Source organism: Picosynechococcus sp. PCC 8807 (genome assembly GCF_001693295.1).
GTDB lineage: Bacteria > Cyanobacteriota > Cyanobacteriia > Cyanobacteriales > MRBY01 > MRBY01.
The window spans coordinates 532,337-547,526 of record NZ_CP016483.1 but is presented as its reverse complement, the minus strand read 5'-3'; the positions used below and the strand labels follow the sequence as shown (position 1 = coordinate 547,526).

The window sequence follows — 15,190 nt, the reverse complement described above, 5'->3', positions numbered from 1 at the left end:
CCTCTAACCTTGATTAACCAGCTCACGAATGGAGGTCCGAGTTTTGAGTTTTGGGTGGCTTGGGCGAGCCGGTGTCGGTGAAGGTTCTAAGGTTGCATTGCCATTGCCGAGACCAGACCCAATCCCATCGAGATTGAAACGATAACCCACATTGCGTACCGTTTGAATCAAATTGGGCTGGCGGGGATCCTGTTCAATTTTTTTCCGCAGGGATAATACATGAGTGTCGATGGTACGGGGGTTATCAATGGCATCTGGCCATGCCCGCCGCAATAATTCTGAGCGACTGAGGGGTTCTCCGTTGGCCTGGGCGAGCACATACAACAAACTAAATTCTTGGGGCGTTAAATCAATGTACAAACCCCGGAATTGTACCCGCCGCTGCACGAGATCAATGCGCAATTCACCATAATCAAGTTGGAGGGGAGCACTCACTGCCCGAATCCGCCGCGTCAAGGCTTCTACCCGCGCTAAAAGTTCTTGCATCCCGAAGGGCTTCGTTAAATAATCATCAGCCCCGGCCTTTAACCCTGCCACAACATCTTTTTCTGTATTTTTGGCTGACAGGATGAGAATGATGGCCTGGGTATTTTGGCGCAACCAACGGCAGAGTTCGAGGCCATCACCGTCTGGTAATTCCGAGTCTAGTAGCACCAAGGCTGGCATGTGCTGTTCAAAGACACGCCGCGACTGGTTGAGATTTGCTGCTTGGTAAATGGCATAGTTGGCTTGTTGAAGATGCCACCCAAGCAATGATCTCAAGTGGGGATTTCCTTCGATGATGGCAACAGAGATTAAAGTCACGATGGTTTGACTTCCTTGCGATTGTTGCTCCTACGTTAACAAAGTTAATGTCAACAGATTGTAACCGTGGTTACGTCTTAACTGTTTCTTTGGACTCGATTAATTGCCGCAAATCACAATCTTAAAAGTTCACCTAAATAGATCATGTATCTTAATGATTATTTAAGCTGAACTTGATAACAAAAGGCGAAAGAACGAAGTCAACCATCGTCATTTTAGTTACAGAATATGGATGATAAAAGGGTAGCGATATTCTGTTGCTGGACTGCCCAAGATTTTTAAAATCGCCAGAATTGGCATTACAAAGCTCAGGAGCAGTAGGGGAATGGCTAAGATGATTGCAATGGGAATGCCGATCACTGTAAACCAGAGGATGCCAAAGATTATCCAACCGACCCAGAGGTTTAGGTGGAGATTGAGAGATTCCCGTGCATTGGCTTTAACGACAGGATCTTCACTCACAAGTAACAGGGCCACCGGAATTCCAATGGAGACAAATGTATAGTTAATAAAAATGGCTCCGTGGCAAAGACTCGAAAGCAGTTTTCTTTTATCGGGATCAAAGGTCATCGCTTAAATTCTCCTAACTTTAGTAAAGTTGTATTTTTTAAATAAAGGTTAAATGGTTGTTATGAATGTTACGTTTTGCGAGCACGAAGACATCCATTAGTTGTCTAAACGATAAACAATTTTGCCATCGGTGGCACGATTCGTCACTTGCAAAAATTCTGCCCGCACTAAATTTTCTAGGTGGGATTCGAGGATATTTCTTGGAACTTCTTCAATTTCAAGGAAGCAGTCTAGAAGGGTAACTTCGCCTTTGGTCTGACAAAATTTAAGGATGCGACGATCGAGGGCTTCTTTGGCAATGTTTTGATCGACAGGTGTGTCTGGGGCCAAACTGGGAGTCACATTTTGCTGATTGGCGGCGATCGCCTGATCCCCAATATTCACAATCACCTGGGGAGGGATCGCGTCACGGGTTAAGCGTTTAGACTCGTATCCCATAAGGGCTTTGGTGTTGTACTTTTTGTCAAAATCATCCTGGGACATACTAACCAACACGATTGCTTCGACAAAGCCGACAATGGTGGGAATGTAAGTCCAGAAAAAAATAGCGTAAATAATCCCCCAGCCGATTTCCCCCAGATAGAATTTATGCCCCCCCACACCACCGAGGAAAAAGGCTAACACTGCGGCTGTACTTTTCTGTCTCATGCAGGGTTCTTGGTCATACTAAGCGGACATTGGCAATCAACCAGGCGATCGCCTTTCCCCACTATTGTAGAAACCCTAGTCGAAAACGGCCTAGAACTGACGCAAAAAGCGCAGATCACTGTTATACAAACGGCGGATATCGTCCAGCTTGTGCAGAACCATCGCAAAGCGCTCTACCCCTAACCCCGCGGCGAAGCCCGTATAAACTTCTGGGTCGTAGCCGACAGCTTTGAGGACATTGGGGTCCACCATGCCACAGCCCATCACCTCCAGCCATTTACCCTGCCATTTCACATCCACTTCGGCGGAGGGTTCAGTGAAGGGGAAGTAGCTGGCCCGGAAGGTCACCTCTAGGTCTTCGCCGAACATCTGCCGCAAAAATTCTTTGAGGGTGCCTTTTAGGTCGGTGAATTTCAAATTTTTATCAATTGCCAACAGTTCAATCTGATGGAACACGGCGGAGTGGGTCGCATCGACGGTATCGCGACGGTAAACCCGGCCCGGGGCAACGATCCTTAAAGGGGGTTCGTTTTGCTCCATGTGGCGAATCTGCACCGAGGAAGTATGGGTGCGCAATAGGCGATCGCCCGGCAGATAAAATGTATCCTGCATATCCCGTGCTGGGTGGTCAGCAGGAGTATTGAGTGCCTCAAAGTTGTAATAGTCTGTCTCAATTTGGGGGCCTTCAGCAACGGTGTAGCCCAGGCCCACAAAAATATCTAAAACCCGATCAATGGTGCTCTGGAGCGGGTGCATTTTCCCCAGGGGACGCCCCACACCGGGCATGGTGACATCGAGGGTTTCGGCCTTGAGTTGGGCTTCGATCTTCGCTTTCTGGAGAGTTTCAAGCTTGGTATCAAGAGCCCCCTGAAGAGATTCTTTAACTTGGTTGGCGATCGCCCCAATTTTTGGCCGTTCTTCAGCGGAGAGTTTGCCCATACCCCGGAGGATTTGGGACAGTTGACCCTTCTTGCCGAGGTAGTTGACCCGCAATTTTTCGAGGGTGTCGAGATCTGTCGCCGTGGCGATCGCGTCGGTGGCTTCCTGTTGGAGCGTTTGCAAATCAGATTCGATTTGGGTCAAAGTAGAAGTGGTCATGCCAAAAAGAGTGCGACTAAACTTGTTTCGATGGTGAAGACCCTAACAGTTTAAACCGTCCTTGATCATAAAAAAACGTCAATTTTTCACCAGGAACCCATGACACCTGCTACGCCGCTGAATTTATTAATCAGTAATGATGATGGCATCTCCGCCCTGGGGATCCGTACCCTCGCCAATACCCTTGCCGAAGCAGGTCACCAGGTCACCGTCGTTTGTCCTGACCGGGAACGCTCTGCCACGGGGCATGGTTTAACGCTCCACCGCCCGATCCGCACTGAGATTGTCGAAGGGATTTTTGATCCCCGTGTCACCGCCTGGAGCTGCTCTGGTACACCATCAGACTGTGTCAAATTTGCCCTCAGTGCCGTCCTCAAGGAACGCCCTGATTTTGTCCTCTCTGGCATTAACCATGGCTCTAATTTGGGGACTGATGTGCTTTATTCGGGGACGGTTTCGGCGGCGATGGAAGGGTTATTAGAAGGTATTCACAGCATTGCCCTAAGCCTGGCGGACTATACCAGCCACAATTTTCAACCTGCCGCTGATTTCGCAGTCAAGCTCCTCTGTCAACTGATGGAAAAACGTCCCCACTGGGCGATCGCCAACCAAGATGCGCCAGTTTTGTTGAATATTAATGTGCCCAACCTAGAAAAAGAAAAGCTTGCGGGGGTAAAAATTACACGTCAGGGGTTGCGCCGTTACATTGAGCAATTTCAGAAGCGTCAAGATCCGCGCGGCAAAACCTATTACTGGCTTTCTGGGGAAGTGATCGAAGAATTACCCCAACCGGATGAGCCGAATATTCCCCTAGATTTTCCGACCGATGTCCAGGCGATCGCCGCTGGCTATATCACCATCACGCCTTTGCAGTACATCATGAATGACCTGCACCGCATCCAGACCCTCGCCCAGGAGGATTGGCAGATCTAAGCTCTGTGAATTTCGTTAAGGTGTGACCCCATCGCTGACGGGCCGAATTTCTTCGTTGGTAAACGGATCTGTGGAGCCGTTCCAATTAAAACTATTGATCGTGATATTCACCGAACCAATTTCAAGGACGGGATTGTAGCGCAATAGCACACCGTGGGTTCGCCGACTATATTCAAGGAAATAATCGGTGCTAATCGCTTCTTCGCTGTCGAGGTTGATCGCCGTCTGGAAACCCACCCGAAAGGGGCCATAGAGTTGTTGGGTCAGGCCGAATTCGAGGGTACGTTGATCAACGGCCCGGTCAAAGAGAAACGGCGATAGTTCATCACTGAGGACGCTATTGGTGTAGCTCAGATTAAAACCCGTATAGTCGAAACTGTTCCCGGCAAAGCGGCCAAATTGTCCTTCGATACCAATTTTCCCCCGGAGGGAATTTTGGCGATCGCCATTGCTATAAACCCCCGCTACCCCCTGTAACCCCGTCACCAGAGAAACATAGGGAACAATGGGCCTCGGACTGTACCGTAAGCCCTCAAAGCGAGTCGGCGGCAACGGTTCACCGCTCCAGAGAGGGAAACGATGGTCGAGGTTAAAGGAGCCTTGGTAACGGGTGAGGTTCACTTGGTCTTCGCTGACCCCAGGTTCCAATAAGTCTGGGCGGTCGGTATCGGCTTCGATATTCTGCACGCTGGCCTGAAAATCCACCTCAAAGCCGGAATTTCCCAAAATATAGCGCGGCGATCGCAGCACAATTCCAAAACTCCGCTGTACTCGCTGGAAGCCGAGGGAACCATTAAAAAGGCGATCGCGGTAGTTAAATTCCTGACTAAGACGAAAGGGATTATCTAAATTGCCAAGCTGTTGTTCTAGGCGAAAATTCAACTCGAGTTTATCTTCAAAATTATCCAGCTTGAGATTCTCTAAAGAACCCCGTGCCGCAAATGACACCCGTGGATTAAACCGATAGTCAAACTCACTGGTCACCGCAAACACCCCAGGGGCCAAGATTTCCCCTGCATCATCATCGTTGGTTTCTGCGAGGATCGTATCCGGGAACCAAGCCTTCTGGAGGAGGTATTGGGGGGTCACTGTCCAGCGACCCTGGGCACTGCGATAGAGAGAAAACCGCCGCTGCAGAAATAAACCGCCTTTTTCCTCATCATCAAATCCAAAGGACACCTGGCTAAAAATCCCCTCGGATTCGCCAAAGCGAAAGGTCCGCGGAAATACAGGTAAAGAAACGTTGTTATCAATGACGAGGCGGGTCTTGGTGGTGACGAGCTCGTCGTTAAATTCGTCTACTTTTTGGTAAGTGGCCGTGTCTGCCACCAACTGCAATTCCGGTGGCGAAAAGGGATCATTGGTAATGCTGATATTTTTAGCTTCCCAGCGATCGCCGACAAATTCCACCGATTCAGCTTGGAAACGCACCCGATTAATGACGTTCGTTTGGGTATCAATGTCACGGGTGCCAATGTCGCGCCCACTGCCCAGGACAAAACTAATCCCTTCTTCGCCTATGACCTCTGTGGCTGGTTGATTGAGCAAAAGCCGTTCGTTTAAAAGCACGGCTGGATTGCTACTGACCCCAAAACGTGTGGGTCGTACTCCCAAGTCTTGGTTTAAGGTCGTTTGGGAAATTTCCCCTTCTGCCTGTTGGATCTGGCCGCGATTTTGTACAAAGAAATAGGTAAATTGTTCACCCCGTAAAATCTGTTGTCCCCGACGTAGGGCGACATCTCCCCTGGCGATCGCCAATTTGCTGTTGAGATTGATCTGGAGTTGGTCGGCGCTGAGAACGGCTTCTTGAAAGCGGACAATCACATTCCCCATGGCTGTCACCACCTGGGTTTGCTCGTTATATTCCTGGCGATCGCTGATCACTTCGAGCACCGCTGGCGGAGTCGGGATTGCTTCGGGATCTGTCGCCCCCTCGGTTGGATTTGCTTCTAAGGAAAATTGTTGCTGCTGACCCGTACGGTCTTGAATTTGAATTTCGCCATAGTTCATTTCCCCTTCCAGCTCAATTTCCTGGGCCGCTACGCCCCCTGGTAATTGCGCCATCGGTGAGCCTTGGCCCGTCTGCATCAACGGCTCTGCCACCACAGGCATCACAGCACAATTCAATGTACAAAGGACGGCGATCGCAGACATAACAGTACTCACCTGCAAAGGAAATTACACAAAATCTATCCTAATCCCTAAATTCAGCACCACACGTAATTTTATTTTTTGGGGAAGTTATTTTGTAATGTGCCGGGATTTGACGAAACCCACAAATTAAATCTATATTAGATGATTGTGTCTTTATATCCTGCTCGGATCAGGTGACACAGTAAAAATGCGATCGCCAGCCTTAACTTTGTGAAGCAAACAGACTTAAGCGCGATTGCTACCTGTACGGCAACCCTATAGAAAAATTACTATTTTTATGAGCTACGCAATTATTGAAACCGGCGGCAAGCAGGTTCGTGTTGAGCCCGGTCGTTTCTACGATATCGAAAGACTCGATGTGGACGTTGATGGCAACCACACCATTGAGAAAGTGCTTTTGATCAGCGATGACAATGGCGTCACCGTCGGTCAACCCTACATCGACGGCGCAACCGTTGAAGGGACTGTTGTTGATCAGCGCCGGGCTAAGAAGGTGCTGGTTTACAAAATGCTGCCCAAGAAGAAAACCCGTAAAAAGCGCGGTCACCGTCAATACTTCACCCGCTTCATGATCGATAGCATCAAAGTTGGTGGCAATGTTGTTGCGGCCAAAGCAGACGCCTAAATCCCCCCAACAGTCAGCAATAGTTCACTGTTACAATAAATCCCTAGATTTCTAGCAACTGGAGAATCCCAATGGCACATAAGAAAGGTACTGGTAGTACGAGAAACGGCCGCGACTCCCGCGCCCAAAGACTCGGTGTAAAACGCTATGGTGGCCAAATCGTGACCACTGGCAGCATCCTCGTCCGTCAACGGGGCACCAAAGTTCACCCCGGCAATAATGTTGGTCGTGGTGGCGATGACACCTTGTTTGCCCTTGTCGATGGCATCGTTAAGTTCGAGCACTACAAGCGTGGCCGCCGTAAGGTCAGTGTTTACCCCGCAGATGCTTCTGCCTAAGTTTTTTAGCAAAGGTTTCTGAGGAATTGGGGAACAAAACCCCACCGTTTATACTAGGAAAGCTCAATAATTGGGCTTTCTTTTTTATTGGCATTCATTGCCCCAATTAGTCGTTATTTTTTAAAGATTTGGAGATCGTCAAAATGAGTTTACGTGGTGCTATCCCACTGGATCAGGTGCGTTTCAATGAGCAGGGATTGGTGCCGGCGATCGCCCAAGATTATCTTGATGGCACCGTGCTGATGTTGGCCTGGATGAACCAAGCATCCCTAGAAAAAACCATGGACACGGGAGAAGCTTGGTATTGGAGTCGTTCCCGCCAAGAGCTATGGCACAAAGGGGCCACCTCCGGACACATTCAAAAGGTACAATCCCTCCGCTATGATTGCGATAGTGATGCGATTTTAATGTCCATTGAGCAGATTGGTGATATTGCTTGCCACACGGGGGAACGGAGCTGTTTCCACCAACTGGATCACAGTAAATCTGCCCCCCCAGCGGATACCCTCTCGGAAGTTTTTAACGTCATCCGCGATCGCCGGGACAATCCCCAAGCGGGTTCCTATACCAACAGTCTCTTTGAAGCAGGGGATAATAAAATCCTCAAAAAAATTGGTGAAGAAGCCGCCGAAGTGGTGATGGCCTGTAAAGACGATGACAAAGACGACATCGCCGGGGAAGTGGCCGATCTGTTTTATCATTCCCTCGTGGCGATCGCCCACCATGGCGTAGAACTGCGGGATGTTTATAAAAAGCTCCAAGATAGACGCCGGAAATAAAATACCGCTACACTGACCAGTAGGAGAGTTAGCGCGGCAGTTGCAGGGTTGACCTTGAGATCAGCTCTGAGGAAAGTCCGGGCTCCCCAAAGACCAAACTTGCTGGGTAACGCCCAGTGCGCGTGAGCGTGAGGATAGTGCCACAGAAACATACCGCCGAAGCTTAGCATTAGGTTCGCCTAATCTATCTGGTAAGGGTGCAAAGGTGCGGTAAGAGCGCACCAGCAGTATCGTGAGGTGCTGGCTCGGTAAACCCCGGTTGGGAGCAAGGACGGTGGGATGATGGTTGGTCTTTTTCCGATCCCATAATTTGGAGTGCCGCTGGAGGTGGCTGGTAACAGTCATCCTAGATAGATAACTGCCCTTTTGCGCTGCAAGAGAACAGAACCCGGCTTATGTCTAACTCTCCTGAGCTTTTTTTGAAATCAACTCCACTACGATGCCGCCATAGAAGAAGATACATTCGCGGCGATCGCCACTGGCAGTTTCCGAAACAGATAGCCTGTGCCCCGTTCTGTAATGATAAATTCTGGCTGGCGTGGATCCTGCTCAATCTTCGAGCGCAGGCGCGATACATGGACATCCACCACCCGCAAATCACTGTGGCGGCGGGGCACATAACCCCAGATCGCCGTCAAAATATCCGTGCGGCTTAGGGGTTGTCCCGCTTGGTTCACGAGCAATTCCAGCAAATTAAATTCAATGTGGGTTAACCGCAGGGGCTTATTATTTTGGGTCACCTTGCGGCGATTCGTATCAATCACTAGGTTGGCCGTCCGTAAAATACCCGCTTCCTCCGTGGGGGGCAGCGTTTTTTGGGTGCGCCGCAAAATACATTGGATCCGCACCTCCAATTCCTTGGGCGAAAATGGTTTGATCAAATAATCATCGGCCCCAAAGCGCAATCCCGTAATCCGGTCGGCCACATCCCCAAGGGCCGTCAACATGATGATCGGTGTACTAGATTCGCGGCGAATTTCTTGGCAGACGTAATACCCATCGCGCTTGGGCATCATCACATCCAGGATGACTAAATCAGGATCTTCACGCCAAAAAATGTCGAGGGCTTCATCACCATCGGCAGCAGTGATAATGTCGTAGCCAATCATGGATAAACGAGTTTGTAAGATACGACGTACGGCGATTTCGTCATCGACTACGAGGATGGTTGCCTTGTTGTCTACCACGATGGACGGGACTCCTTGTTGCAACGGTGGGATTTCTTAGAAATGATTCTTTACATTTCGTTACAAGAAGTATAGCAAGATCCTTTTTGTCGTGCCAAGCCAAGATAGGGCAAAATACAAAGGCTCATTGTCATTGGTGACGGAAAAAAGGGGGCCATTTGAATCAGCAACGGACAGGATCAGCCTTTAGCGGGTGGGGCTTTATTAACTTGCAAAAACCGGCTGGCTGGACTTCCCATGATTGTGTCGGGAAACTGCGGCGGCTCCTGGGCCTCAAAAAGATTGGCCATGGCGGTACCCTTGATCCAATGGCTACGGGGGTTTTGCCTGTTGCGGTGGGTAAGGCAACGCGTCTTTTGCAATATTTGCCGAAACAAAAAAGTTATCAAGGGATTGTCCGCTTTGGGGTCAAGACAACCACAGACGACCTAGAAGGGGAAGTAATCACCCAAAAAGCCTGTAACGCCCTAACTTTGGCGGAGATTCAACGGGTTTTACCGGACTTTTTCGGTACTATCACCCAAATTCCCCCAGCCTTTAGCGCGATCCAGCGGGATGGTAAACGCTTATATGAGTTGGCTCGCCAAGGCATTGCGGTGGATGTGCCTAGTCGCTTGGTGGAAATTTACGACTTGCAAATTAAGGCGTGGCAACCGGGGGATTTCCCGGAGCTAACCCTAGAGATTTGCTGTGGGGAAGGGACTTACATTCGGGCGATCGCCAGGGATCTCGGTGAACGGTTGGGGGTCGGGGCCACCTTAGCGGGTTTAACGCGGACTCGCAGTGGCGGTTTTGACCTAGAGGAGAGTATTCGCCTAGAAGACATTGCCGCCCAGCGGGAAACGGGAGTATTTGCTTGCCTCGCACCGGATCAAGCTTTGGCCCATTTGCCAGCCGTCGTTTTGAATGAAGCCCAAGTAACCCAGTGGAGTTATGGGCAAAAAATTAGTTGGGATGTGGCCTTGGCTGATCCCCTGGGGGAACCTCTGGCTGTCTATGATCAGGCCCATAACTGTCTCGGTGTGGGTGAGTTTCGTCCCAGTAAAGATAATCCGCATGAACGGGTTTTGGCGGGGCTAGTAGTCTTAATCGGTCGCTAGGCGATCGCCTGTGATTTCTTTTCCCAAAAACGATTTCCAGAAACGAAAAAAACCTCCGGATCATCCAGAGGTCTTTCGAGGGTGATGATTAGATTTTTTTCGTATCGGAACGGCGGGATTTGAACCCACGACCCCCACTACCCCAAAGTGGTGCGCTACCAAGCTGCGCTACGTCCCGTTTTGTCAACAGTATTACATTCTAGGGGATGTTTTGGGAAATGACAAGACTTTTGTCCCGAAAAAAGGCGATCGCCTAAAGTTGCTATGATCACAGTGACCCTCACCATCGTCGCCAATTGGTCTTGTGCGTGCTATGCAAAAAAACTGGCAAGTGGGATCGCTGTTTGGGATTCCGTTATATCTAGATCGCTCTTGGTTTGTAATTTTAGTTCTCATCACGGCGGTGGATGCCAATGACGTCCTCGGACAGGGGTTTGTGCAATCTCCCCTAGTGGCTGTGGGGCTGGGTTTCGCCATGGCATTATTGTTGTTTGGCTCCGTATTACTCCACGAATTGGGCCATAGCCTCGTGGCTAAATCCCAGGGAATCAGCGTCAAATCAATCACCCTCTTTCTCTTTGGGGGGGTGGCTTCCATCGACCGCGAGTCCCAAACCCCCTTGGCGGCCTTTGCGGTGGCGATCGCCGGGCCATTGGTAAGTTTTACGTTATTTGGTTTGTTTTGGGTACTGTGGCAATATGCTCCCCTCGGCGGCGCGGGTACTTTTTTGGTGCGGGATCTGGCTCGGTTAAATTTGGTCTTGGCGTTGTTTAACTTAATTCCGGGGCTGCCTTTGGATGGAGGGCAAATGTTTAAGGCCATCGTTTGGCAATGGACGGGCGATCGCCTCAAGGGAATTCGTTATGCCGCTGCCAGTGGAAAACTATTAGGCACAGTGGCGATCGCCTTTGGGCTATTGGCGGTGTTGTTGGTCGGTGAATTAGGGGGATTATGGTTGGCGCTGATTGGCTGGTTTGTATTGCGTAATGCCGATGCCTACGAACGCTTGAGCGATCTCCAAAATCTTCTTTTGACCCTGACCGCCGAAACAACCATGGGCCGCGAATTTCGGGTAGTTAATGCCCATTTGTCTCTACGGGAATTTGCTGAACAGTACCTTGTGCTGTCGCCCCATCCCACTCGCCCCACCTATGCTAGTTCCGAAGGTCGCTACCGGGGCTTAATTCGACCCAAGAGTCTTCACCGCCTTGAGCGTAGCCAGTGGGATCAGTTGGAACTCATGGCGATCGCCATCCCCCTAGACAAAATTCCTTCCGTCACTGAACAGGACAACCTCGCCACGGTGATCTGTGCCCTCGAAACCCTCGAAGAACCCTTTATCACCGTGCTTTCTCCGGCGGGGGCTGTGGCGGGGATCATCGACCGCGCGCAAATCGTCCAGGCGATCGCCAAGGAATACAACATCAACTTGCCCGCCCAGGAACTCCAACGGATTCGCAGTGAGCGGGTCTATCCCAATGGTTTTCCCCTCGTGGAAATCGCCCAACAACTGCAACCCTCTGAAAGTTGAAAGATCAACGCAATGGCCATGAACCCAACGGCATGCCTGGATTTTGTCTAGCATAGGGGATGTTGTTCTAAAAATTCTTCTAAGATGCTGAGCCGTTTTTTGATTCTTTGCCTTGCTCTCTGCCTCTGGGCTGTATCGCCACTGTCAAGTTTTGCCGCTTCCCCCTTTGCCGGCGAACGACCAACGGATTTAGGCGTCGAAGCCGGACACCTCGCGCCCTGTCCTAGTACGCCTAATTGTGTGGTGAGCCAAGGCGGTGATGGGGAACATCAAATTGCGCCGATTCCCTACGCCGGCGATCGCCAACAGGCCTACCAAGCCGTTGTTCAGGTTTTAGGAGTTGTCCCCCGCACAGAAATCATCACCAAAACAGAAAATTATCTCCGGGCCGAATCCAGTAGTCGTTTATTTGGCTTTGTAGATGATGTGGAATTTTACTTTCCAGAAACAGAACCAGTGATTCAAATGCGTTCAGCCTCCCGTCTGGGGGAATCAGACCTGGGCGTTAACCGTCGCCGCCTCGAACAAATTCGCCTCGCCCTCCAGGATTTAGGCATTGCCCAAAATTCTTAATGTGAGCACGAAAAAAGTGGGCCGCCATCGTGACCCACTTGCTTGCTTAGACGATTTTTTCAGTTGCCATCGAACAGGTGATCGCCGTTAAAAATCTACAGCTTGACTGAAACAGGTTTAGCACACCAGATTTCTTTGACATATTCATCGATGGTGCGGTCAGAAGAGAATCTGCCTACCCGTGCCGCATTTAGGATCGACATCCGTGTCCACCGTTCCGTCTCTGTATAGGCATTAGCCACATCCTGTTGACGTTCAACGTAGGATTCATAATCCGCCAACAACACATATTGATCGTTGTACAACAGAGAATCCACAATCGGTTTAAACATCTCCGTGTCCCCATGGGAGAAATCACCACGGGCAATCCGGTCAATGACGCCTTTGAGTTCCGCATTATTGTTGTAATAATGCAGCGGGTCATAGCCACTAGCCTTGAGATGGGAAACTTCTTCCGCCGTGAGACCAAAGAGGAAGAAATTATCGGCTCCCACCTCCTCACGAATTTCGATATTTGCTCCGTCCAGCGTCCCAATGGTCAGAGCACCATTCATCGCAAACTTCATGTTGCCAGTTCCAGAGGCTTCTTTCCCCGCAGTAGAAATTTGTTCCGAGAGGTCTGCTGCCGGATAGATTTTCTGGCCGAGGGAGACATTAAAGTTCTCCATAAAGACCACCTTGAGGCGATTGTGGGTATCGGGATCATTATTGACCACTTCTGCCACAGCATTCACCAATTTAATGATCAATTTCGCCATGAAATAGCCCGGTGCAGCTTTACCACCGAAGATCATTGTCCGGGGCACCATATTAATCGCCGGATTATGCTTAATGCGGTTGTAGAGGGTGATGATAAACAATACATCTAGCAGTTGGCGTTTGTATTCGTGGATGCGCTTCACTTGGATATCGAAAATTGAGTCAGGATTAATCTCAATACCGTTGTGATGCTCAATGTAACTGGCCAGCTTGACTTTATTTTGATGCTTGATTTCGCGCCACTGACGACGGAACTCTGGATCATCCACAAATTCTTCGATGCGTTGCACCTGTTCTAGGTTTTTAATCCAGCCAGTGCCGATTTTGCTAGAGATCAGATTTGCAAGTTTAGGATTGCATTGGCGAATCCAACGACGGGGGGTAACGCCATTGGTTTTGTTGTAGAATTTCTCCGGCCAGATCCGAGCAAATCCCTTGAGGGTGTCGGATTTCAAGAGTTCCGTGTGGAGGGCAGCAACCCCATTAATCGCATGGCTGCCGACGCAGGCCAGGTTCGCCATCCGGATCGATTTTTGGGGATATTCCTCGATGATGGACAGCTCTTGAATGAGAGCATCGAGATCATCGTGGTCGGCGTACCAGGTTTTGAGATTTTCAATAAACCGGAAATTAATTTCGTAAATGATCTCTAGGTGACGGGGCAGTAGCTGCTCGAACATCTCCACGGGCCAACGCTCGAGGGCTTCGGGCATCAGGGTGTGGTTGGTATAGGCAAGGGTTTTTTGGGTGATATACCAAGCCCGATCCCAGGGGAGACTATGTTCATCAATGAAGAGGCGCATCAACTCGGCAACGGCGATCGCCGGGTGGGTATCGTTGAGTTGAACGGTGTAGAAATCGAAGAAATTATCCAGATTGGGCTGTTTCTTCAGGTGCGCCCGGATCATATCCTGCAAGGAAGCGGACACAAAGAAAAATTGCTGTTCTAGGCGCAGTTGACGTCCCTGGGGGGTGTTGTCGTTGGGATAGAGCACCTTAGAAATATTTTCCGAAGAAATCTGGTTGGCGACCGCTCCGTCATAATCCCCGGCATTAAAGGCCTCGAAGTTAAAGCCTTCATCTTCCGCTGCCATCGCACTCCAAAGACGGAGAACATTAACGGTGTTATTGCTATAGCCCGGAACTGGGGTATCGTAGGGCACTGCTTTAACGCGGCGGGCTGGTACCCAGACAGCACAGGGGTAACCCTTATCGCAGTGGTAAATCTCAGTGTGGCCCCCAAAGGGAATTTCCAGGGCCTCAGCTTGGCGACAAATTTCCCAAGGATTACCGTTACGGAGCCATTTATCGGGCACTTCCACTTGCCAACCGTTGCGGATGTATTGGTGGAAAATGCCAAATTCGTAGCGAATCCCGTAACCAATGGCTGGAATTTCGAGACAGGCCAGGGAATCTAAAAAGCAAGCGGCGAGACGACCCAGGCCGCCATTCCCTAAACCAGGATCAACTTCTTCTTCGAGAATATCTTCGAGTTTAATGTTGCTTTCGGCGAGCATTTCGGCGACGGTTTCGTAGATTCCGAGGCTGATGAGGTTGTTGCCCAGGTACCGTCCCATCAAAAATTCTGCGGAAAGGTAGCAAACCGTTTTTGCACCCGTGTTGAGGTAAGTTTGCTCAGTTTGTTTCCACCGTTCTAAAAGGCGATCGCGGACAACATTTGCAAGCGCAACGTAATAATCGCGTTGTTGGGCCGCATCTTTATCACTTCCGGCGGAATAGAAAAGGTGATCGAAAAATGCACGGCGGAGACTTTCTTTGTCCATCCCCGTGCGATCGCCACTCCCCCCAAGGGAAGGGAGGCCATGGGCATTAGTCGCAGAGGTAGAAGGTTGTGTTTGCACAGTAAGTTATCACTCCTAACAAAATAAACGAGGGTCGCGGGTTTGTAGCATTGCAGTGGTAGGGACGTTCCCGTAGTCTGACAACGCGCATGATTCAGTCAATGATTTTAATTAATGGTCAATGGTGAAAATTTCTGTACTGCTACGGCCCACCGTTGTACTGCTATTTTGCAGTCTGTCCTCATAATCATGCAAAAGAATCGTTAATAGAACATGACATTATCAGGAC

General features: G+C 49.9%; 14 protein-coding genes, 1 tRNA gene and 1 other RNA gene. 8 read left to right on the top strand and 8 right to left on the bottom strand.

The genetic code is table 11. The features are described from left to right. Positions 1 to 3: 3 nt before the first annotated feature. The 4 genes from AWQ24_RS02585 to pheS form a co-directional block, all read right to left on the bottom strand. Entirely contained in the window at positions 4 to 804 is an 801-nt protein-coding gene (locus AWQ24_RS02585; RefSeq protein ID WP_065715925.1) for a response regulator transcription factor, read from the bottom strand. Between the two features lie 219 nt (positions 805 to 1,023). After that, the gene (locus AWQ24_RS02580; RefSeq protein ID WP_065710084.1) at positions 1,024 to 1,374 is read right to left on the bottom strand and encodes a DUF4870 domain-containing protein; all 351 of its coding nucleotides are present in this window, start codon (positions 1,372 to 1,374) and stop codon (positions 1,024 to 1,026) included. A gap of 96 nt (positions 1,375 to 1,470) precedes the next feature. Next, entirely contained in the window at positions 1,471 to 2,022 is a 552-nt protein-coding gene (locus AWQ24_RS02575; protein ID WP_012306125.1) for a TM2 domain-containing protein, read from the bottom strand. 90 nt (positions 2,023 to 2,112) lie between these two features. Next, positions 2,113 to 3,120 (bottom strand): phenylalanine--tRNA ligase subunit alpha, encoded by a 1,008-nt coding sequence (pheS, locus tag AWQ24_RS02570; RefSeq protein WP_065715924.1) that lies wholly within the window; start codon positions 3,118 to 3,120, stop codon positions 2,113 to 2,115. Between the two features lie 99 nt (positions 3,121 to 3,219). On the opposite strand from pheS, the gene surE reads away from it, so the two are divergent. Further along, positions 3,220 to 4,053 (top strand): 5'/3'-nucleotidase SurE, encoded by an 834-nt coding sequence (gene surE / locus AWQ24_RS02565; RefSeq protein WP_012306123.1) that lies wholly within the window; start codon positions 3,220 to 3,222, stop codon positions 4,051 to 4,053. A 15-nt stretch (positions 4,054 to 4,068) separates the two neighbouring features. Here surE and AWQ24_RS02560 read toward each other — a convergent pair whose 3' ends face one another. Next, positions 4,069 to 6,219 (bottom strand): DUF3769 domain-containing protein, encoded by a 2,151-nt coding sequence (locus AWQ24_RS02560; RefSeq protein ID WP_232318859.1) that lies wholly within the window; start codon positions 6,217 to 6,219, stop codon positions 4,069 to 4,071. Between the two features lie 265 nt (positions 6,220 to 6,484). Between AWQ24_RS02560 and rplU the strand changes: the two genes are divergently transcribed. The 4 genes from rplU to rnpB all read left to right on the top strand — a co-directional run bounded on the left by rplU (position 6,485) and on the right by rnpB (position 8,361). Further along, complete coding sequence (gene rplU / locus AWQ24_RS02555) at positions 6,485 to 6,832, top strand: 50S ribosomal protein L21 (RefSeq protein WP_012306121.1); 348 nt, start codon at positions 6,485 to 6,487, stop codon at positions 6,830 to 6,832. A 71-nt stretch (positions 6,833 to 6,903) separates the two neighbouring features. Further along, positions 6,904 to 7,170, top strand: coding sequence for a 50S ribosomal protein L27 (gene rpmA, locus AWQ24_RS02550; protein ID WP_065715923.1), 267 nt, complete (start codon positions 6,904 to 6,906; stop codon positions 7,168 to 7,170). 143 nt (positions 7,171 to 7,313) lie between these two features. Continuing rightward, the gene (gene hisIE, locus AWQ24_RS02545; RefSeq protein WP_065711609.1) at positions 7,314 to 7,949 is read left to right on the top strand and encodes a bifunctional phosphoribosyl-AMP cyclohydrolase/phosphoribosyl-ATP diphosphatase HisIE; all 636 of its coding nucleotides are present in this window, start codon (positions 7,314 to 7,316) and stop codon (positions 7,947 to 7,949) included. A 23-nt stretch (positions 7,950 to 7,972) separates the two neighbouring features. Beyond that, an RNA gene (gene rnpB / locus AWQ24_RS02540) (RNase P RNA component class A) lies at positions 7,973 to 8,361 on the top strand. A 22-nt stretch (positions 8,362 to 8,383) separates the two neighbouring features. Here the strand turns inward: rnpB and rpaB are convergent. Continuing rightward, positions 8,384 to 9,136, bottom strand: coding sequence for a response regulator transcription factor RpaB (rpaB, locus tag AWQ24_RS02535; RefSeq protein WP_030007099.1), 753 nt, complete (start codon positions 9,134 to 9,136; stop codon positions 8,384 to 8,386). Between the two features lie 209 nt (positions 9,137 to 9,345). Between rpaB and truB the strand changes: the two genes are divergently transcribed. Further along, complete coding sequence (gene truB / locus AWQ24_RS02530) at positions 9,346 to 10,236, top strand: tRNA pseudouridine(55) synthase TruB (protein ID WP_232318858.1); 891 nt, start codon at positions 9,346 to 9,348, stop codon at positions 10,234 to 10,236. Between the two features lie 104 nt (positions 10,237 to 10,340). Here the strand turns inward: truB and AWQ24_RS02525 are convergent. Then, positions 10,341 to 10,414: transfer RNA gene (locus tag AWQ24_RS02525), tRNA-Pro, on the bottom strand. Positions 10,415 to 10,549: 135 nt separating this feature from the next. On the opposite strand from AWQ24_RS02525, the gene AWQ24_RS02520 reads away from it, so the two are divergent. Next, positions 10,550 to 11,767 (top strand): site-2 protease family protein, encoded by a 1,218-nt coding sequence (locus AWQ24_RS02520; protein WP_065715921.1) that lies wholly within the window; start codon positions 10,550 to 10,552, stop codon positions 11,765 to 11,767. An 84-nt stretch (positions 11,768 to 11,851) separates the two neighbouring features. Further along, on the top strand, positions 11,852 to 12,340 hold the full coding sequence (locus AWQ24_RS02515; RefSeq protein ID WP_065715920.1) for a DUF1499 domain-containing protein: 489 nt from the start codon (positions 11,852 to 11,854) through the stop codon (positions 12,338 to 12,340). A gap of 95 nt (positions 12,341 to 12,435) precedes the next feature. On the opposite strand, the gene AWQ24_RS02510 is transcribed toward AWQ24_RS02515, so the two are convergent. Further along, positions 12,436 to 14,961, bottom strand: coding sequence for a glycogen/starch/alpha-glucan phosphorylase (locus AWQ24_RS02510; protein WP_065715919.1), 2,526 nt, complete (start codon positions 14,959 to 14,961; stop codon positions 12,436 to 12,438). Positions 14,962 to 15,190 lie beyond the last annotated feature (229 nt).

What these genes read in the sequence shown, in the direction of transcription:
- AWQ24_RS02575 (WP_012306125.1), bottom strand. Translation starts at nt 2,022, where the DNA reads ATGAGACAGAAAAGTACAGCCGCAGTGTTAGCCTTTTTCCTCGGTGGT.
- rplU (WP_012306121.1), top strand. Translation starts at nt 6,485, where the DNA reads ATGAGCTACGCAATTATTGAAACCGGCGGCAAGCAGGTTCGTGTTGAG.
- rpmA (WP_065715923.1), top strand. Translation starts at nt 6,904, where the DNA reads ATGGCACATAAGAAAGGTACTGGTAGTACGAGAAACGGCCGCGACTCC.
- AWQ24_RS02580 (WP_065710084.1), bottom strand. Translation starts at nt 1,374, where the DNA reads ATGACCTTTGATCCCGATAAAAGAAAACTGCTTTCGAGTCTTTGCCAC.
- pheS (WP_065715924.1), bottom strand. Translation starts at nt 3,120, where the DNA reads ATGACCACTTCTACTTTGACCCAAATCGAATCTGATTTGCAAACGCTC.
- AWQ24_RS02520 (WP_065715921.1), top strand. Translation starts at nt 10,550, where the DNA reads ATGCAAAAAAACTGGCAAGTGGGATCGCTGTTTGGGATTCCGTTATAT.
- hisIE (WP_065711609.1), top strand. Translation starts at nt 7,314, where the DNA reads ATGAGTTTACGTGGTGCTATCCCACTGGATCAGGTGCGTTTCAATGAG.
- AWQ24_RS02515 (WP_065715920.1), top strand. Translation starts at nt 11,852, where the DNA reads ATGCTGAGCCGTTTTTTGATTCTTTGCCTTGCTCTCTGCCTCTGGGCT.
- surE (WP_012306123.1), top strand. Translation starts at nt 3,220, where the DNA reads ATGACACCTGCTACGCCGCTGAATTTATTAATCAGTAATGATGATGGC.